Origin of the sequence: Pseudarthrobacter sp. DSP2-3-2b1 (assembly GCF_049895945.1) — a bacterium.
GTDB lineage: Bacteria > Actinomycetota > Actinomycetes > Actinomycetales > Micrococcaceae > Arthrobacter.
This window is the reverse complement of sequence record NZ_JAFCTI010000001.1, coordinates 61,345-79,951: the sequence shown is the minus strand read 5'-3', so window position 1 is coordinate 79,951 and position 18,607 is coordinate 61,345. Positions and strand designations below refer to the sequence as shown.

The window sequence follows — 18,607 nt, the reverse complement described above, 5'->3', positions numbered from 1 at the left end:
ACGGCTGTGGCCTGCGCCGCCTAGGCTTTCTGCTCGAAAACGTCCGGGACGCCGTCGCCGTCTGCATCCCTGCGCTCGTCGGCTTCCACCTTCCGGTAATGCCGGTTCCGCAGCCGGAGCACCACCGCGGCCAGGACTGCAGCGGCCAGTGAACCTGTCAGGATGGCTACCTTCGCATGGTCATCGTGGGGTGAGCCGGGGCCGAAGCTGAGCTCGGCAACCAGCAACGAGACCGTGAAGCCAACGCCGGCCAGCAGTGCCAGGCCGGCCACGTCAACCCATGCCAGGCTGTCGTCCAGCTTTGCCCTGGTGGTCTTCGTGAGCACATAAGTGGTGCCGAAGACACCGATTGTCTTGCCGATGATCAGGGCGGCCACGATGCCCACGGCCACGGAATCGGTCAGCGCCGAGCGGATTCCTTCAAAACCACCGAGCGCCACCCCGGCGGAGAAGAAGGCGAAGACCGGGACGGCGAAACCGGCGGACAACGGACGCAGGCGGTGTTCGAAGGATTCAGCCATTCCGGCGCCGGTTTCGCCGCGCTTCCTGGACGCCAGGACCGGAACGGCGAAGCCGAGCAGCACGCCCGCTACGGTGGCATGGATCCCGGAGGCATGGACCAGCGCCCAGGTAGCGAAGGCGAGCGGAAGAAGGAAATACCAGCTGCGGATGCGTCTCTGAACGAGCAGCGTAAACAGGCCCAGCGGAACCAGGGCCGCCAGCAGGAAGAGCGGCTGCAAGCCGGAGGAGTAGAAAAAGGCGATGATACCGATGGCCAGGAGGTCATCCACCACGGCAAGGGTGAGCAGGAAGGTGCGGAGCGCGGCAGGCAAGTGGCTGTTGATGACAGCAAGCACCGCCAGTGCAAAGGCAATGTCCGTGGCCGTGGGGATGGCCCAGCCCCGCAGGCTTTCGGCGCCCTGGTTGAGGTTGACCAGGGCGTAGATGATGGCGGGAACCGCCACTCCACCCACCGCCGCAGCCACCGGCACCACTGCCTTGGACAGGGTCCGCAGCTCGCCGGAGACGAACTCGCGTTTGAGTTCAAGACCGGCGATGAAGAAGAAGATGGCAAGGAGCCCGTCGGAGGCCCAATGGCCAAGCGACAGTTGGAGGTGCCAGGGCTCGAAGCCGATCTTCAGGTCACGAAGGGCAAAATACCCGCCGGCGGCCGCGGAATTGGCCCAGATGAGGGCAATGGCAGTGGCAACGAGGAGCAGTGCACCGCCCACGGTCTCGAGTCTGAGGATCTCGGAGATCCTCAGATATTCCGGATAGCTGGACCGGCTGAGGACTTTGGCAGCTGGCGGGAAAAGACGGGAAGGGCGCTTGGCCATAACGGCTCCTGGGGAAATGAGGGGTCGGCAAAATTGTTGCCGACCAGACTTCCCGGCGCACCTTGGACCAGTCTAGCCGAGCAGGCCCATAACCCCGATTACCGCCGTGGCAGCGCCCAGCACCATCGAGATGCTGACCAGCACCACGTGGACGGTGAGGAACTTCGTGGCCTTGCCGGCAGCGTCCCTGGCGCGCGGATCCTTCAGTACACGTTTCAGGAACTGCGGCCACACCACCAAGGACCAGACGCCGGCCACAATCAGGATCCAGGCGGCGAAGAGCGGGAGCTGCATCGCCTTAGTGGCTTTCGAGCCAGGCCTGGGCCTGCTGGGACTGGAGGTTCAAGGCCTTGGCAACCATGGGCTCGGCAGCCGCGGCGATCTTGCTGCCCAGGAAGGGCACCGAGGAAGTGACGTTGCCCTCCAGATCGATCCGGGTGCTGCCGCCCTCTGCAACAAGGCGCTGGACTGCGGAGACATCCACGGGGGCGCCGGCGATCTTCAGCGAGATGTTGCTTTGGCGTGAGCCGTCAGCTGACGGGGCGTCCCAGGTCTCCACCTGCGTCACGGTGAGGCTCTCACCCACGAACTTGCGGGCAATTTCGGGCAGGCGCGTGGTGGGCAGGGTCCGGACGGAGGTGGTGCTGAATGCCCCTGCCACGTCACCTGTCACCGCGAAGGACTCCAGGGTCCCGCCCACAAGCTCGCTCGTGTGCCGCTGGAAGTCCTCGTTCACCAGGACAGCTGCAACGCTGTCGACGGCGTGCGGAAGGGTGGTGGTTGCACTCAGTGCCATGAATCCTCCAGTGATTCTTCAGTGTCAGAACGCTTTTTGCTCCCCACATCCTACGGGGCGGCAGGAAGGTTCTCAGAACCGGCGTCGGCCTCGGCGAGCTTCTGGGCGGCAGCGGTGATGTTCCGGGACATCGCCGGGAAGATGAGGCTGTGGAAGGGGAGTACGGCAAGCCAGTACAGCTTGCCACTGAGGCCTTTGGGGAAAAAAATGGCGCGCTGGCGGTACAGGCTGCCGTTGCCGTCCGGTTCCACGGCAAGCTCCAGCCATGCCCGTCCCGGGGCCCGCATCTCGGCCCGCAGCCGGAGCAGTTTCCCGCGCTCGATCTGTTCCACCCGCCACCAGTCCACCACTTCGCCGACCGCCAGGTTGCCGGGATGGCGCCGGCCACGGAGCAGCCCTGCCCCGCCGGTGAGCTTGTCCAGCCAGCCGCGCACCTGCCAGGCCAGGGGGAGGGAGTACCAGCCGTTGCGCCCGCCGATCCCCTCGATGATGGTCCACACATGGGCGGGATCGACGTCCCCGTGGAAAGTCCGCTCGTCCGTATACACTTTGTGCCCGGCCCAGTCCGGATCGCTCGGCAAAGGATCGGCATCAGCTCCGGCGTTGGCCCAGGTGGTCTCCACCTGGCCGTCGCGCTCCTTGCCCAGCGCCAGGGCGACGGCGGTACGGTAGCTGGTCAGGCCGCCGTCGGGCTGGGCGATGTACTGGTCGATGTCGTGCTCACTGGAGACGGCGTCGTCCTGGAGCGACTGGACCAGTGGGAGGGACATGGACAACGGGATGGGCGTGGTCAGGGCCACCCAAACGCCCGCCAGCTTGGGAGCGGGGATGGGCAGCGCCAGCACCACGCGGTACGGCAGCCCTGCCTCGGCGGCGTATTCCTTCATCATGCCGGCGTAGGTGAGCACCTGCCGGCAGCCGATATCGAAGGTGCGGTTGATGTGCCCTTCGAGTGAGGCGGCGCCCACGAGGTAATGCAGCACATCCCGGACGGCAATGGCTTCGATCTTGTTGCGAACCCAGCTGGGGGCGGGCATAAAGGGGAGTGTCTCGGCCAGGTGCCGGATCATCTCGAAGGAGGCTGAACCGGAACCGATCACCACGCCGGCCTGGAAGACAACCGCGTCCACGGGACTGTCCAGGAAGACCTTGCCTACCGTCTCGCGGGAACGCATGTGGGTGGACAGGTTGGCGTTGGCCGGATGCAGGCCGCCCATGTACACAATCCGGCTGGTGCCGGCGGCCTCTGCCGCCTTAGCGACGGTCTCCGCCATCGCTTTCTCCTTAGCCTCGAAACCGGCGCCGGCAGCCATGGAGTGGACCAGGTAATACAGGACATCGACGCCGGCGAGCCCGTCGCGCAGCGCATCCCCGTCGTCGAGGCTGCTCTGGATCACTTCCACCTTCTCCAGCCACGGCACCCCCGAGATTTTGTCCGGGGACCGGACCAGGACCTTGACGCGGTGCCCGGCCTCCAGGAGTTTGGGCACCAGCCGGCCACCAATGTAGCCGGTGGCCCCCGTGACCAGTACGGTTTTGGCTGCGGCGCGCGCTGATGGCTCGGTTGTGCCCGTCATGAAGACTCCTTCTTCTCACTTTGTCATTCGTAGCCGCGAGGCGTCCGGACGGCCGTGGGTCCTGAAAGCTTAGTCCGGCGCGTTGCGCGGTAGGCTGGGAATACCCGGGATTCTTGCGAATTTCGGGTTTTCGTGTTGCCTGCGATCCCCATGAACACCACAGGAGCTTCCACCATGAGCCTCACCGGCCCGTCCCATCACGGCCCGTCACTCGACGGACTGCGCCGCGTCCTCGCCGGAGACCAGACCTTCGCCCGCGTCCGGGCCGAGGCCGGCAGGGGGTTCGGCTTCAGGGGTCAGGACTACCAGATCAGCGCCCCGGCAGGCCTTCGTGCCGTGCTGCTTGCTGAGATGGCTGACGGGCTCTCGCAGTCCGCCGGGGACACCGGATCAGCCGACGGCGGTAAGGCTCCCGTAGTACTCGCCGTCACCGCCACCGGCCGCGAGGCAGAGGACCTGACGGCGGCTCTGCGCGCGTACCTGCCCGCCGACGCCGTTGCCGAATTCCCCAGCTGGGAGACACTTCCGCACGAACGGCTCTCGCCGCGTTCGGACACCGTGGGCAGGCGGCTGTCCGTCCTGCGCCGGCTGGCGCACCCGGAAAGTTCGACGGCGGGCGCCCTGCGGGTCGTCGTCGCGCCGGTGCGCGCGGTGGTCCAGCCCCTCGTGGCGGGGCTGGGTGAACTGGTTCCGGTCACGCTGAAGGTGGGCCAGGAAGTGCCCTTCACCGACGTTGTGCGCCGCCTGGCAGATGCCGCCTACGCCCGGGTGGACATGGTCACACACCGTGGTGAGTTCGCTGTCCGCGGCGGCATCATCGACGTTTTCCCGCCCACGGAGGACCACCCCCTCCGGGTGGAGTTCTTCGGCGATGAGGTGGACCAGATGCGCTGGTTCGCCGTCGCCGACCAGCGCTCGCTGTCCTCACCGGGCCTGCACCACCCCACCGAACTGCATGCCCCGCCCTGCCGCGAAATACTCATTACCCCCTCGGTCATGTCCCGTGCAGCGCACTTGAAGGCGCAGCTTCCGGCCGCAGCGGACATGCTGGAGAAGATCGCCGGCGGCATCGCCGTCGAAGGCATGGAATCGCTGGCCCCGGTGCTGGTGGACGCCATGGTTCCGTTTGTGGAGCAGCTGCCCGCCGGGTCCATCTCTGTGGTCATCGAACCGGAAAAGGTCCGTACCCGCGCGCATGACCTCGCAGCCACCAACGAGGAATTCCTGGAGGCTGCCTGGTCCACGGCGTCCGACGGTGGCACTGCACCGCTGGACCTGACATCGCAGGCGTCCGAAGCCCTGCACTCCGCCAGCTTCCGCTCCCTCGCTGAGACCCGCGGTTCTGCCCTGGCCCACGACGTGTCCTGGTGGTCCATCACCTCCCTGAAGCAGGACGAGGAACTGCTGCCGGAGATCGATGTCCTGAACCTTCACGCCCGCGAGCCCCGCGGCTACCAGGGCGACGTGGCCGAGATGATGGAGTTCATTGGCTCCCACGTCCGGGACCAGTGGCGGATCGTGGTGGCCACCGAAGGCCCAGGGCCCGCGCAGCGCCTGGCTGAACTCTTTCACGACGCCGATATCCCCTGCGCCCGGGTGGACACCCTGGAGAAGGAACCGCAGGCGGGCATCATCGAGGTGACCACCGCCGCCGTCGGACGCGGTTTTGTTCTGGAATCCCTGAAAGTGGGGCTGCTGACCGAGGCAGACCTGCTGGGCAGGACGTCCGCAGGATCCACCAAGGACATGCGGCGGATGCCGTCCAAGCGCCGGAACGCCGTGGACCCGCTGCAACTGTTGGCGGGGGACCACGTGGTCCACGAGCAGCACGGCATTGGCCGGTTCGTGGAGCTGATCCAGCGCAAGGTTGCCGGCGGCGGAGACGGCGTGCGCGAGTACCTGGTACTGGAATACGCCCCGTCCAAGCGCGGCGCCCCCGGGGACCGGCTGTTCGTCCCCACTGACCAGCTGGACCAGGTGACCCGCTACGTCGGCGGCGACACCCCTGTCTTAAGCAAGATGGGTGGCTCGGATTGGGCCAGCACCAAATCCAAGGCCCGCAAGGCCGTCAAGGAGATCGCCGGCGAACTCATCCGGTTGTACTCGGCGCGGATGGCCTCCCGGGGCCACGCCTTCGCCCCGGACACGCCGTGGCAGCGTGAGCTGGAGGAGGCGTTCCCCTATGTGGAGACGCCGGACCAGCTGACCACCATCAACGAGGTCAAGGCTGACATGGAGCGTGAGATCCCCATGGACCGGCTGGTGTCAGGCGATGTGGGCTACGGCAAGACCGAGATCGCCGTGCGCGCCGCGTTCAAGGCAGTCCAGGACGGCAAGCAGGTGGCGGTGCTGGTGCCCACCACCCTGCTGGCCCAGCAGCACTACGAAACGTTCACCGAGCGCTTCTCCGGCTTTCCGCTGCGGGTCAAGGCGCTGTCCCGCTTCCAGGGGACCAAGGAAACCAAGGAGACGGTGGAGGGCGTCAAGAGCGGTTCTGTAGACGTGGTGATCGGCACGCACCGGCTGCTGTCCAAGGACTTCGCGTTCAAGGACCTCGGCCTTGTCATCGTGGACGAGGAGCAGCGCTTCGGGGTGGAGCACAAGGAAGCGCTGAAAAAGATGCGCACCAACGTCGACGTGCTGGCCATGAGCGCCACGCCCATCCCGCGGACGCTTGAGATGTCCCTGACCGGCATCCGCGAAACCTCCACGCTGGCCACCCCGCCGGAGGAACGGCACCCGGTCCTGACCTACGTGGGCCCGTACACGGACAAGCAGACCTCGGCCGCGATCCGCCGCGAACTGATGCGCGAAGGCCAGGTGTTCTTCGTCCACAACCGGGTGTCCACCATCGAACGCACGGCGGCGAAGATCCGTGAACTGGTTCCGGAGGCCCGGGTGGAGGTTGCCCACGGGCAGATGTCCGAAAGCCGGCTGGAGCAGATCATCGTGGACTTCTGGGAGAAGCGGTTCGATGTCCTGGTGTGCACCACCATCATCGAGACCGGCCTGGACATCTCCAACGCCAACACCCTGATTGTGGACGGGGCCGACAAATACGGGCTCTCCCAGCTGCACCAGCTCCGGGGCCGCGTGGGCCGTGGCCGCGAGCGGGCCTACGCCTACTTCCTGTACCCCTCGGAAAAGCCCCTGGGCGAAGTGGCGCTGGAACGGCTCAAGGCCGTGGCAACGCACAACGAACTCGGTGCGGGCATGCAGCTGGCCATGAAGGACCTCGAGATCCGCGGCGCGGGCAACCTGCTCGGCGGCGAACAGTCCGGCCACATCCAGGGCGTCGGCTTCGACCTCTACATCCGACTGGTGGGTGAGGCAGTGGCCGACTACCGCGGCGATGCCGAGGAAAAGGCCGCCGAGATGAAGATCGAGCTTCCCGTCAACGCCCACCTGCCGCATGATTACGTGCCGGGGGAGCGGCTGCGCCTGGAGGCGTACCGCAAGCTCGCATCGGCGCTGACGTACGAGGCAATCGAGGAGGTGCTGGCCGAACTGGTGGACCGCTATGGCGAGCCGCCGCTCCCGGCGCAGAACCTCATTGCCGTGGCCCGCTTCCGGGTGGGTGCCCGCGAATCCGGCCTGTCCGACGTCGCGCTCCAGGGCAACTTCATCAAGTTCTCGCCGGCGCAGCTGCCGGAGTCCAAACTTATGCGGCTGACCCGGATGTACCCCGGCTCCCAGTCAAAACCGGCCCTGGACGCGGTGCTGATTCCCAAACCCAAGACCGCAAGGATCGGCGGCCGGGACCTCCAGGACGCCGAAATCCTGGAATGGGCCAACGGCGTCATCAGCAACATCTTCGCCGACGCGGCGGTTGCTGCCTCACCCACAGGTAACTGACCTTGATGGGAGGACACCACGCCGCGTCGGGAGCCGCGGCGTGGGTAGCTGTTGCCTCAACGGGGCCGTACACCCTGGGCTGGTATCCGCTGGACGCCACCGGAATCATCATCGGGGGCATGGCGACGGCGGGCACCGCGCTGGTGTGCGACTGGGACCACCGGCACAGCACCGTTGCCCGGTCGTTGCCGCCGTTGTCCAACGTCATTGCCGTCGGGATTGAAAACGCCAGCGGCGGGCACCGGCAGGGCACCCACTCGGTCCTCGGGGCAGCGTTTTTTGTCCTGCTGGCTAGCTTGGCCGGCCAGATCCAGGTGCAGACGCAGTGGGGACTGCTGTCCGTGTGCGCCGGGGTGCTGTGCATGTTCCTGATCAACATCGCTGCCAAGGCCCTGAAGCTGTTTCCGAAGTCAGGGTTCCTCACCAATTGGATCTTCGGGCTGGTCATGGCGGGGCTGGTCACCTGGTTTGCGCCCGAGCAGTGGACGTGGCTGCCCATGTCCATGCTGATCGGGGTGGTGGTGCACATCGTCGGGGACATGATCACCACCGGCGGCGTGCCGCTGCTCTGGCCGATTGTGATCAAACCGCCGAGGGTCCTCCGGAAGCTTCCGGTACTGAACGATGTCTGGCGGGCCAACGGCGCGTTCTCCCTGCCGCTGCTGGGCAGGGCCGGGTCCAAGCGTGAGTGGCTGGTGCTGATCCCGGTCAGCGCCTACGCCATGGTGGGCATGTGCGTGGCCGGCTGGTCCCTGGCGAAGGCACATTTCCCCACGGCCATGGCGTTGGGCAGCAGCGTGGTCGGCAGGCTCTTAGGCACTGGCTGAACCGGACATAATGACAAAAGGCTGGGGCCCCGGAAGAATCCGGGGCCCCAGCCTTTAATGTTCGTGGTGTGCTTAGTTTTCGCCGGCGGAGTCGGAGCGGCCCAGCACGGTCATCGGAATCCAGAAGGCCAGGGCAAACAGGCCAAGGCAGATCGCCATGGGCCAGTAGTTGTCCAGCGTCAGCCACGTCAGCGAGTAGACGGAGCCCAGGAACAGCGCAATCATGACCACAAAGAGGGCGATGCTGGTGACGAGGCTGTTCTCGTTCTGCGGGGTCTGGATGGTGCCCGCCTGGGCACTGCCGGACGTGTTTGCCTGGCCGGTGATCTTGCTGGACATGCGTTCCTCCTTGGCCCCGTGGGGCTTGACCTGTGGAAGCCCGGCTGCGCTGTCAGTAGGCGGATGAACCCTGTTCACCCTTGACGATGGCAATGCCGGAGCTGGCACCAATACGTGTTGCACCTGCAGCAATCATAGCCTGAGCGTCGGCGAGCGACCGCACCCCGCCGGATGCCTTGACGCCAAGGTCAGGGCCCACAGCGCGCCTCATCAGGGCGATGTCTTCGGCGGTGGCGCCGCCGCCGTTGAATCCGGTGGAGGTCTTGACGAAGTCTGCCCCGGCCTCTACAGCCGCCTGGCAGGCAAGGACCTTCTGGTCATCGCTGAGGAAGACGGTTTCGATGATGACCTTCAGGATGGCCCCGCTGGCGTGAACGGCCTCGGCCACGGCGGAGATGTCCTCCACCAGCGCGCCCTTATCGCCCGCACGGGCAGCGGCAATGTTGATGACCATGTCCACTTCATCCGCACCGTCCAGGACCGCGCCGCGGGCCTCGAACGTCTTTACATCGGTGGGAGTGGCGCCCAGCGGGAACCCCACAACAGAGCAGGTCAGCACACCGGAACCCTTGAGGGCGGTCTTCACAGTCTTGACCCACACCGGGTTAACGCAGACCGACTTGAAGCTGTATTCGGCGGCCTCCGCGCAGACCTTCAGGACGTCGGCTTCGCTCGCTTCGGGTTTGAGCAGGGTGTGGTCGATGTAGGAAGCGATGTTGCCCGGCACTGAGTCCGTGCCCGCTCCGGGGTGGTTCACAGGAGTGGCTTCGTTGCTCATGATGGTCCTTTCCATGTGGCCTTGTGGGCCGCTGGCGCCACCATGTCAGTGGCTGTTCAGGTGACCATCTTGCCACAGCGCCACTAAGCTCAGGCGGCCAGCCCGAGCACTGCGCCGGCGGGTGCTGCCGTCATGAGCTGGGTGGCGCAGACCCCGGCGGCAGATGCGGCCGCCACCAACAATCCCAGCCGGACGCCGTCGAACGCTGCGGCGTCCCCGATGGCCCAGATACCCGGCACTGACGTCCGGAAGTCCCGGCTGATGACGATGCCGCCGCTGGCCGCAGTCTGCAGGCCTGCGCTGGCGGCCAGACCGTCCCGCGAGACGCGTTCCTCGGCAAGCACCACCAGGTCTCCGTTCATGCTGCTGCCGTCCGCGAAGATCACGCCGGACGAGCCCAGGGCGGAGCCTGATGAAGCCGGAACCACGGCGGCGGGCCGGACTGTGGTGCGGATCGGACGGACCCCGCGGGCGCGGAGCACCGCTTCGGCCTGTCCGGCGGCAGCTCCGGTGCCCACCAGGATTCCCAGCGGCCGCCGGCCCAGTCCCTTGGTGATGTCCATGACGGCTTCACCAATACGGGCGGCGTCGTCAATCGTGGAGTAGCTCAGGCAGTGTCCGGATCCCTCAACGGGTGCGTCCAGCGGTGCGGATCCTGTGGCGATGACCAGTTGGTCGTAGCTGAATTCCATGCCATCGGCGGTGGCGACGGTGCGGGCCTCTGCATCAATGTGGCTGGCCGGCTGGCCGAAGCGGACCGAAACCTGGGGCAGCAGGGCCAGTTCCAGGAGTTCCTCGGGTGCGTCATCACGGTTGCTGAGGACGGTCACGGTGCCGTTGAACCGTGCGCCGCTGAGCTGCCTGACCAACGCCTGGGCGGCAGGGCCGGCGCCCGCAATGACGATGCGCTGGGCGGAGGAGAATGAGGTGGACGGTGCCGGAGCGGACATGTGCTGGCCCTTTCGCTGGCGGCCGCGTCAACGGCCGGAACTTCCTGATGGACCCAGCGTAGGCCCCGGCTTTTTCGGTTGTGTTTCCCCGTCATTGCTGCTTCTTCGGGGCCCGTTCGCCAATGTTTACCGGCCGGTAACACTTCCGGTGACCCCCGTCTCATTCGCGCGTGAAACGGAAATGAAACGGGGGCGGAAGGCTTAGACGCGGAGGCGGTAACCGCGTTTGACCACGGTTTCCACCAGCCGGCCGTCCGGCAGGGAGGAGCGGAGGCGGCTGACGGTCATGTCCAGGGCATGGACTGAACCGCGCAGTTCCAGGAGTTCGGACAGTGATTCGCGGGACAGCACAGCACCGCCGGCTCCCAGCAGTGCACGGAGCAGCAGCAAGGGAGCGGGTGCCAGCTCAACGGGCTGCCCGTCGATGCGCAGGCTGCGTCCGCGCAGTTCAATGTTGCCGGACCGCGTGTCCAGCCGCCGCACGTGGTTCAGGGCAAGGTGCTCGCACACCAGCCGGATCAGTGCCCCCATCCGGAAGCGCTCCGGGATCAGCGGGGTCACGCCGGCGTCGAGCAGCGGCTGGGCCGTCACGGGCCCGACGACGGCTGTGGTGACCGTGGTCTGCAGGCTTTCGATGAGCTGCTTGTAGACGCCCATCTCGTGGGCAGTGCTCCACATCGCGTCCACTGCGGGGGCGCTGGTGAAGGTCAGGACGTCCAGGTTGCCGCTGCAGGCAGCTTCGATGAGGCGGGGGAGCCGGTCCTCGCCGTCGGGCTTCACCCAGCGGTAAGGGGTGACGGTCAGCACGGTGGCGCCGGACATGCGCAGGCGTTCAAGCTGCCGGACATCGGTGTAGCCGTGGAGCTGCACGGCAACGGTCTTGCCGCGCACGCCCTCGGCCAGCAGCATGTCCACCAGTGTGGCGGTGGTTTCGTCGCTGCTGATCCCGACGTCGGCAAGCCCCGCCGCGCGGACGGCACCGCGGGCTTTGGGTCCGCGGACAAACATCCGGCAGTTTCCGAGGGTTTCCAGCAGCTGCTCACCGATCCCGAAGGAGTCCGCCGCTTCACACCAGCGGCGCATGCCGTAAGCGGTGGTGGCGATGCAAAGGTCCGGTTTGGCGGCGATGACAGCCTTGGTGTCCTCAATGAGGCGGATGTCCTCCTGCACCGGGGCGATCTTCAGGGCGGGGGCGTGCAGCACCTCGGCGCCGCGGCGTTCCAGCGCCTCGATCAGGTCCTGGGAGCGCCGGTGCGAGGTGACGCCGATGCGGAAACCCTCAAGTGGCGACTCCGCGGGTTCCCGCCCGGGCGCTTCCTCAGTCTGGGCCGGGGCAGCCTCGGGAGCTTCGGTTGGTGCGAGTGCGTTCATGGGGGTCAATCCTTTCACGAGCCCAGCAGCGAGGCCGCCAGCCGGTCCAGATCGGCGGCGGCCTCGGCATGCCCGCGGTTGGCCTCAGCCACGCGAACCACCTCGCCGATGACCAGCACAGCAGGGTTGCTGCAGCCGGCTGCGGCGGACGTGATGGTGCCCAGATCCGCGATGGTGGTGCGCTGCCCCGGCCGGTAGCCGCGTTCGACGACGGCCATGGGCATGTCGGTGCGCATCCCCGCCTTACGGAGTCCCGCGGCGAGCTGGTGCAGCGTTCCGATGCCCATCAGGACAACGATGGTGCCGCCCAGGCCGGCGAGGTGGGTGTGCTCCTTGTGGGTCAGGGGGGCGTGACCGGAGACCACGGTGAACATGTGGCTGACTTCGCGGTGGGTCACGGGAATTCCGGCCGCGGCCGGCACCGAGATGGCGCTGGTGACTCCGGAGATCACGCGGACGGGGACGCCCGCCGCAACACAGGACGCCACTTCCTCGCCGCCGCGGCCGAACACGTAGGGATCGCCGCCTTTGAGCCGGACCACGTTGTTACCCTCCAGGGCGGAGGCAACCATCAGCTTCTCGATATCGGCCTGGCTGACTTTGTGGTGGCCGGGCTTCTTGCCGACATCCACCAGTTCGGCCGAGGTCAGGGAGGGCAGCTCCTGGTAGGGGGCCAGCCGGTCATAAAAGACGACGTCGGCATCGCGCAGCGCCTTCACGGCGGCCACGGTCAGCAGTTCAGTGGTTCCGGGGCCGCCACCCACCAGGGTGACGTGGCCCGCGGGCCCGGCGGCAGGTTCCACGGCGACCGGGATGCCGGTGGCGCGGCACCGGTCCAGCAGGGCCTCCCAGCCCGGCTGGCCGTCGTCGACCGCTGCAACCAGGAACGGGCGCTCGGGAAGCGGCCCGTCATGGCTGGCGCCCTGCGGGGTGCTGAGGCGGAACACTACCGCGCCGGCGGCCTCGTAGCGCCGGACCGCCTGGCGGGCGGCGTAGTCGGATCCGGTGACCAGGACTTCCCGGCCGGTGAGATCAATGCTGAGCTGCATGGCTATACCTCGTTCTCATCGCGGGGCCTCATGGGGATGGAAGCTCCGATCAGGACCTTCCCTTTTTCTTCAGCGGTGGCCGGCCGGAACTGGCCGCGTTCGTCCGAAACGAAGGTGATGGAATCGTCCTTTTGGTCCGGTGCGTTGACGAAGGACCGGAACCGGCGGAGGCGGTCGGGATCCTTGAGGGTGTCGGCCCATTCGTCCACATAGGTGTCAACATGCTTTGCCATCGCGGCCTCGAGGTCCTCGGCGATACCCAGGGTGTCCTTGACCACCACGTCCTCCACGTGCTTGATGCCGCCGTCGAGCTCTTCCTGCCAGCGCGCGGTGCGCTGGAGGCGGTCCGCCGTGCGGATGTAGTACATGAAGTAGCGGTCGATGTACTTGATCAGCGTCTCGTCGTCCAGGTCCTTGGCCAGCAGCTGGGCGTGGGCCGGGGTGGCGCCGCCGTTGCCGCCTACATACAGGTTCCAGCCGTCCGCGGTGGCGATCACGCCGACGTCCTTGCCGCGGGCCTCGGCGCATTCACGGGCGCAGCCGGAGACGCCCATTTTGAGTTTGTGCGGGCTGCGGAGGCCGCGGTAGCGCAGTTCCAGCTGGATGGCCATGGCTACCGAGTCCTGCACGCCGAAGCGGCACCAGGTGGAACCGACACAGGACTTCACGGTGCGCAGGCTCTTGCCGTAGGCCTGGCCGGATTCGAAGCCGGCGTCCACCAGTTCCTTCCAGATTTCCGGAAGCTCCTCCAGCCTGGCACCGAACATGTCGATGCGCTGGCCGCCGGTGATCTTGGTGTACAGGTTGTACTTCTCGGCCACGGCGGCGATGACGCCGAGCTTCTTCGGGGTGATCTCGCCGCCGGCGATGCGGGGGACCACCGAGTAGGTGCCGTCCTTCTGCATGTTGGCCAGGGCGCGGTCGTTGGTGTCCTGCAGGGTGCCGCGGCCGGCGTCCAGGACGTAGGCGCTGTTCTGGCTGGCCAGGATGTTGGCGATGGTCGGCTTGCAGATATCGCAGCCCGCCCCGGTGCCGTACTTGGCCATGATTTCTTCGAAGGAGGACAGCTCGAGGACGCGGATGGTCTCGAACAGTTCCTGGCGGGAGAGTTCGATGTGCTCGCAGAGAGCCTTGGAGACCTCGACGCCGGACTTGGTGAGCTCTGTTTCCAGCAGCTTCTTGAGCATCGGGACACAGGAACCGCAGCTGGTGCCGGCGCGGGTGCAGCCCTTGAGTTCGCCGAGCTCCTGGACGGGAGCGTTGCCGTCGCAGGCGCCGCAGCCGTTGACGGTGTCGCGGATGGTTCCGGCGGAGACGTTGTTGCAGGAACACAGGATGGCGTCGTCAGGGAGTTCCGTCTCCGGGGCGTCGCCGCCGCCTGCCGCCGTGAGGTAGGCGCCCGGCTCGGCGCTGAGTTCACGGCCCAAGAGGGGGCGGAGGCTGGTGTACGGGCTGGCGTCGCCCACGAAGATGCCGCCCAGGAGTGTCTTGGCATCATCGGTGGTGACGATCTTCTGGTAGACGCCGCGGGCCGGGTCCGCGTAGACGATTTCGAGGGAGTGCTCGGTTTTGGCGAAGCCGTCGCCGAAGCTGGCAACGTCCACGCCGGACAGCTTGAGCTTGGTGGCGGTATCGAAGCCCGGGAAGGTGGCTGCGCCGCCGTGCAGGCGGTCGGCCACGATCTCTGCCATGGTGTTGGCGGGGGCGACCAGGCCCAGGCACATGCCGCCGAAGTTGGCTACTTCACCGATGGCCCAGATGCCGGGTACTTCGGTGGCGCAGAAATCGTTGATGACCACACCGCCGCGCTGGCCCAGGCTGAACACCTGTTCTTCACCTTCGGCGGCGCGGAAGAGTTCATCGCGGGGCCGGACGCCGATGGCGACGATCACAAGGTCGGCGTCGATGATGCGGCCGTCTGCCATCAGGACACCGGTGACCTGGCCGTCGTCGTCGGACAGTACTTCCGAGGGGAAGACGCCGCCGTGGACGGCGAAGCCCTTGGCCTTGATGAGCCGGCCCATTGCCTGGCCTGCGCCTTCATCCAGCTGTGTGGCCATCAGCCACTGCGAACCGTCGATGACGATCGGGTTGGCGCCCAGCTGCTCCGTGCCGGCAGCCGATTCGAGCCCGAGGAGGCCTCCACCAATGGTGACGGCGTTGACCTTGCGGCCGAGCTTCTCCGTGAGCTCGGTGATGGCCTTGTTGATAGCCCAGACGTCTTCGAGCGTGCGGTAGACGTGCGTGTGCTCGGCGCCGGGGATGGGGAGGCGTGCGGCGTTCGAGCCGGTGGCAACCACGAGGTCGTCGTATTCGAAGATGCTGCCGGCAGCGGTCTGAACCGTCTTTGCTTCGGCGTTGATCTTGACCACGCGCTCGCCGGTCTTCAGCGACAGGGAGGCGTGGTCCCACATGGAGGCATTTCCCAGGGTCAGATCGACGTCGCTGTCGGTGAGGGCCTTGGAGAGCGCCACGCGGTCATAGGGGAGGTGGGCTTCCTCAGTGAGGACCGTGACATGCCAGCCATCGAGGCCACGGGAGTGCATTGCGTCGGCAAAGCGGTGGGCAGCGGGTCCGCCACCGGCGACGACGATGCGGCGCGTGTTCTCTGTGCTTGAAGTCTGTTCGGTCACTGTGGGCCTTTCGCATGGGCCGCAGGCGGTTCTCTGCGGCTTTCTCTGACGAGGTGTGCTTCCACACTAGGCAGCTGCAGTTTCGCTTCAGTTTCCCAATTGTTTCGTCACCTTAACTTCTGCATCACGAACGCGTTTCCGGCAGGGTGAGTTCTCTTTTACGCGCCGGACACATTCACCGCACGCCATCGAAACACCCGATGCCTAGTTTGGTAGTACGGCCGCAGAGGTGGCCGGCAGCATTCAGCAATATCAGCAGCATGCACAGCAAAACAGACACGAAACGTGGAGAGGAGCCGGACATGACGGCAACACTGGAACTTGGGGCGCTCGCCACCGAAGCTGACACCGCGGGAAACGCTGCAGCACTGGCAACAGGCTGGCACCGGGTTTGCGCAGTAGAGGACCTTGAGCTGGCGTGGGGCGAAGCCGCACTGATCGCGGGCCGCCAGGTGGCCCTCTTCCGGACCGGCCCCAGGGAGGTCTTCGCCGTGGCCCACCAGGACCCGGCCACCGGCGCCCACGTGATGGCCCGCGGCATTCTGGGCTCCCGTGGCGCCCGGCCCACCATTGCCTCCCCGCTGCACAAAGAGGTTTACGACCTCGAGACGGGTGAGTGCTTCGGAACCGCGGCCGTACGCCTTGAGACATTCAGCACCCGCATCTCGGACGGGTTCGTCGAGGTCGAGGCCTAAACCGCTTCGCTAGAGACCCAGCGCCTCACGGACATCTGTGAGTACGTTGTCCAGCGCGGCACGTGCAGCCTGCCGCGCCTCGGGAAGTTCAGCCGCTGATTCCACCGGGCGCAGGACTTCCAGGTAGCACTTGAGCTTGGGCTCGGTGCCGCTGGGCCTGATGATCACCCGGGTGTGGTCCTTCGTGAGATACAGCAGGCCGTCGGTGGGCGGCAGATGCGCGCTCCCTTCTGCCAGGTCCACGAAGGTTTCGACGGCTGAGGAACCGAACGATTCGGGCGCGCTGACCCGGAGCCGGTTCATCATGGCATCGAGCAGGCCCAGGTCCGCCACCCGGATGCTTAGCTGGTCGCTGGCGTGAAGCCCGTGCCGCAGGTAGAGCTCATCGAGCGTGTCGAAGACGGTTTTCCCCTCAGCCTTTGCAGCAGCGGCAAGCTCGGCAATAAGGACAGCCGCCGAGATCCCGTCCTTGTCCCGGACCAGGTCCGGCGCAACGCAGTAGCCGAGGGCTTCTTCATAGCCGTAGAGCAGCCCGGGCACCCGGGAAATCCACTTGAAGCCGGTCAGAGTCTCCTCATGCGCGTACCCGGCGGCCGCGGCGATGCGGGCGAGCAGGCGCGAGGAAACAATCGAGTTGGCGAAGACGCCGGCTTTTTCCGCGCCTGCCGTGGGGGCGGCGGCTGAACCGGTCCCGCCTGCGCCCCCGGCAGCTCCTGCCGCCAGCCGGGCCACAATGTGCGCACCCAGAAGGGCGCCGACCTCATCGCCGCGCAGCATGCGCCACGCACCGGTGTCCGGATCCTTCGCCGCCACGGCGGCGCGGTCCGCGTCGGGATCGTTGGCCAGGACGATGTCTGCGTCCACCCGGGCTGCGGTCTCCAGCGCGAGATCCAGTGCGCCCGGTTCCTCCGGGTTGGGAAAGTTCACCGTGGGAAAGTCAGGATCCGGCTCGGCCTGCTCCGCCACAAGGGTGACCTCCGCAAAGCCCGCAGCATTCAGTACTGCCACGGCCGTTTCACCGCCCACGCCGTGCATCGGCGTCAGGACGATCCGCAGGTCACGGGCGGGAAAGCAGGACGGATCGGCGAGCGCTGCCGCCGCGCGGTTGTAGTCCGCCGCGATGGACGGGTCCAGGACGGTCCAGCCATCGGCTGCAAGTGCGATGGATTCCAGTGCGCCCACAGCGTCGATCCGTGCGGCAATCATGGCGTCGTAGGGGGCAACGATCTGCGCGCCCCGGCCGCTTTCCTCCACGGCATGGCGGCCCAGGTACACCTTGTAGCCGTTGTCCTGCGGCGGATTGTGGCTGGCCGTGACCATCACGCCGCCGTCGCAATCGAGCGCCCGCACAGCGTAGGCAAGCAGCGGGGTGGGAAGCGCTGCAGGCATCAGGAACGCATCGATCCCGGCAGCAGTGAAGATGGCGGCCGTTTCCTCGGCGAAGACATCCGAGTTGTGGCGGGCGTCGTAGCCGACGACGGCGCGCGGCCGGGTTCCGGGGGCAGCCTCACCCACGGCCGCTGCCAGGAATGCGGTCAGCCCGGCGGCGGCGCGGCGTACCACCACACGGTTCATCCGGTTCGGTCCCGGCCCGAGGGCGGCCCGGAGGCCGGCGGTGCCGAACTGCAGCGTCCCGTTGAAACTGTCGGTAAGCTCCTGCACAGCGGCGGGGGAGCCGTCCTCGGCCAGCCCCAGCAGATCGGCGAGGGCTGCGGAAGTAACAGGATCCGGGTCTTTGGCGGCCCATTCGCGGGCTCGGCTGAACAAGGACTCGGCATCGGAGGACGTCATGGTCCCCACGCTATCGTCATTGCCGGCGGAACTGTTCCTTGAACACTCAAGGACGGATAGCGAAAGCCGAAATCCTTGACAGCCGGATTTCTGGACAAGTAACGTCGCGAATATGAAAATGGGGCAGGGCGTTGAGTGGGGGCTGCACAGCTGCGTCAACATGTCCTGGACGACTCCGGGGGAGGCCGTAAGCAGCGCACGGCTGGCTGAGTTCTACAAACTTCCGGCCGCCTACCTGAACAAGCAGCTCCAGGCATTGGTGCGCGCGGGGATCCTGACCTCGGTGTCCGGGCCGCGGGGCGGTTTTTCGCTGGCCCGGCGCCCGGAGAAGATCTCGGTCCTCGACGTGGTCCTGGCCATCGAGGGAAACGAGGACGCCTTCCGCTGCGAGGGGATCCTCGGGGACGCCCCGGGCGGGAGCATGGACGCCGACTACGCGCGGACGTGCCTTATCTCGCAGGCGATGCGCCACGCCGAGGTTACCTGGCGGACGGAGCTTTCCCGGCAAAGCATCGCGGGGATCGCCCACTCCATCGAACGCCGGTTCCCCGAGGCCCGGGGGGACACGCTCAAGCACCTGACCGGGCCCAGGTCCTGACCCCGCGCTGT

General features: G+C 66.7%; 15 protein-coding genes. 4 read left to right on the top strand and 11 right to left on the bottom strand.

The window, feature by feature from the left end; genetic code table 11:
- Nucleotides 1–20: 20 nt before the first annotated feature.
- The 4 genes from nhaA to ACP7AX_RS00260 form a co-directional block, all read right to left on the bottom strand.
- Entirely contained in the window at nucleotides 21–1,337 is a 1,317-nt protein-coding gene (nhaA, locus tag ACP7AX_RS00275) for a Na+/H+ antiporter NhaA (RefSeq protein ID WP_131682061.1), read from the bottom strand.
- 72 nt (nucleotides 1,338–1,409) lie between these two features.
- Nucleotides 1,410–1,631 (bottom strand): SCO4848 family membrane protein, encoded by a 222-nt coding sequence (locus ACP7AX_RS00270; protein ID WP_131682060.1) that lies wholly within the window; start codon nucleotides 1,629–1,631, stop codon nucleotides 1,410–1,412.
- A 4-nt stretch (nucleotides 1,632–1,635) separates the two neighbouring features.
- Entirely contained in the window at nucleotides 1,636–2,133 is a 498-nt protein-coding gene (locus ACP7AX_RS00265) for a DUF2505 domain-containing protein (protein ID WP_426224954.1), read from the bottom strand.
- Between the two features lie 50 nt (nucleotides 2,134–2,183).
- The gene (locus ACP7AX_RS00260; RefSeq protein WP_426224953.1) at nucleotides 2,184–3,710 is read right to left on the bottom strand and encodes an SDR family oxidoreductase; all 1,527 of its coding nucleotides are present in this window, start codon (nucleotides 3,708–3,710) and stop codon (nucleotides 2,184–2,186) included.
- A gap of 150 nt (nucleotides 3,711–3,860) precedes the next feature.
- Here ACP7AX_RS00260 and mfd point away from each other — a divergent pair, with 150 nt between their 5' ends.
- Complete coding sequence (gene mfd, locus ACP7AX_RS00255) at nucleotides 3,861–7,565, top strand: transcription-repair coupling factor (RefSeq protein WP_426224952.1); 3,705 nt, start codon at nucleotides 3,861–3,863, stop codon at nucleotides 7,563–7,565.
- A 5-nt stretch (nucleotides 7,566–7,570) separates the two neighbouring features.
- Complete coding sequence (locus tag ACP7AX_RS00250; RefSeq protein ID WP_426224951.1) at nucleotides 7,571–8,392, top strand: metal-dependent hydrolase; 822 nt, start codon at nucleotides 7,571–7,573, stop codon at nucleotides 8,390–8,392.
- A gap of 72 nt (nucleotides 8,393–8,464) precedes the next feature.
- Here the strand turns inward: ACP7AX_RS00250 and ACP7AX_RS00245 are convergent, their stop codons facing one another.
- The 6 genes from ACP7AX_RS00245 to nirB all read right to left on the bottom strand — a co-directional run bounded on the left by ACP7AX_RS00245 (nucleotide 8,465) and on the right by nirB (nucleotide 15,512).
- A complete protein-coding gene (locus tag ACP7AX_RS00245; protein WP_426224950.1) occupies nucleotides 8,465–8,731 on the bottom strand; it encodes a hypothetical protein in 267 nt (88 codons plus the stop codon).
- Nucleotides 8,732–8,783: 52 nt separating this feature from the next.
- Nucleotides 8,784–9,509, bottom strand: a complete 726-nt coding sequence (gene deoC, locus ACP7AX_RS00240; RefSeq protein ID WP_426224949.1) for a deoxyribose-phosphate aldolase — start codon at nucleotides 9,507–9,509, stop codon at nucleotides 8,784–8,786.
- A gap of 89 nt (nucleotides 9,510–9,598) precedes the next feature.
- Nucleotides 9,599–10,459, bottom strand: a complete 861-nt coding sequence (locus ACP7AX_RS00235; protein ID WP_131682055.1) for an FAD-dependent oxidoreductase — start codon at nucleotides 10,457–10,459, stop codon at nucleotides 9,599–9,601.
- Nucleotides 10,460–10,660: 201 nt separating this feature from the next.
- Nucleotides 10,661–11,830 carry a uroporphyrinogen-III synthase gene (locus ACP7AX_RS00230; protein WP_426224948.1) on the bottom strand — a complete coding sequence of 390 codons (1,170 nt, stop codon included), beginning with the start codon at nucleotides 11,828–11,830 and terminating at the stop codon, nucleotides 10,661–10,663.
- Between the two features lie 14 nt (nucleotides 11,831–11,844).
- Entirely contained in the window at nucleotides 11,845–12,879 is a 1,035-nt protein-coding gene (gene cobA, locus ACP7AX_RS00225) for a uroporphyrinogen-III C-methyltransferase (RefSeq protein WP_426224947.1), read from the bottom strand.
- Nucleotides 12,880–12,881: 2 nt separating this feature from the next.
- A complete protein-coding gene (gene nirB, locus ACP7AX_RS00220) occupies nucleotides 12,882–15,512 on the bottom strand; it encodes a nitrite reductase large subunit NirB (RefSeq protein ID WP_426224946.1) in 2,631 nt (876 codons plus the stop codon).
- A gap of 302 nt (nucleotides 15,513–15,814) precedes the next feature.
- On the opposite strand from nirB, the gene nirD reads away from it, so the two are divergent.
- Nucleotides 15,815–16,207 carry a nitrite reductase small subunit NirD gene (gene nirD / locus ACP7AX_RS00215; RefSeq protein ID WP_426224945.1) on the top strand — a complete coding sequence of 131 codons (393 nt, stop codon included), beginning with the start codon at nucleotides 15,815–15,817 and terminating at the stop codon, nucleotides 16,205–16,207.
- A gap of 9 nt (nucleotides 16,208–16,216) precedes the next feature.
- Here the strand turns inward: nirD and ACP7AX_RS00210 are convergent, their stop codons facing one another.
- Complete coding sequence (locus ACP7AX_RS00210; protein WP_426224944.1) at nucleotides 16,217–17,998, bottom strand: phospho-sugar mutase; 1,782 nt, start codon at nucleotides 17,996–17,998, stop codon at nucleotides 16,217–16,219.
- 112 nt (nucleotides 17,999–18,110) lie between these two features.
- Here ACP7AX_RS00210 and ACP7AX_RS00205 point away from each other — a divergent pair, with 112 nt between their 5' ends.
- Nucleotides 18,111–18,596 (top strand): RrF2 family transcriptional regulator, encoded by a 486-nt coding sequence (locus ACP7AX_RS00205; RefSeq protein WP_426224943.1) that lies wholly within the window; start codon nucleotides 18,111–18,113, stop codon nucleotides 18,594–18,596.
- Nucleotides 18,597–18,607 lie beyond the last annotated feature (11 nt).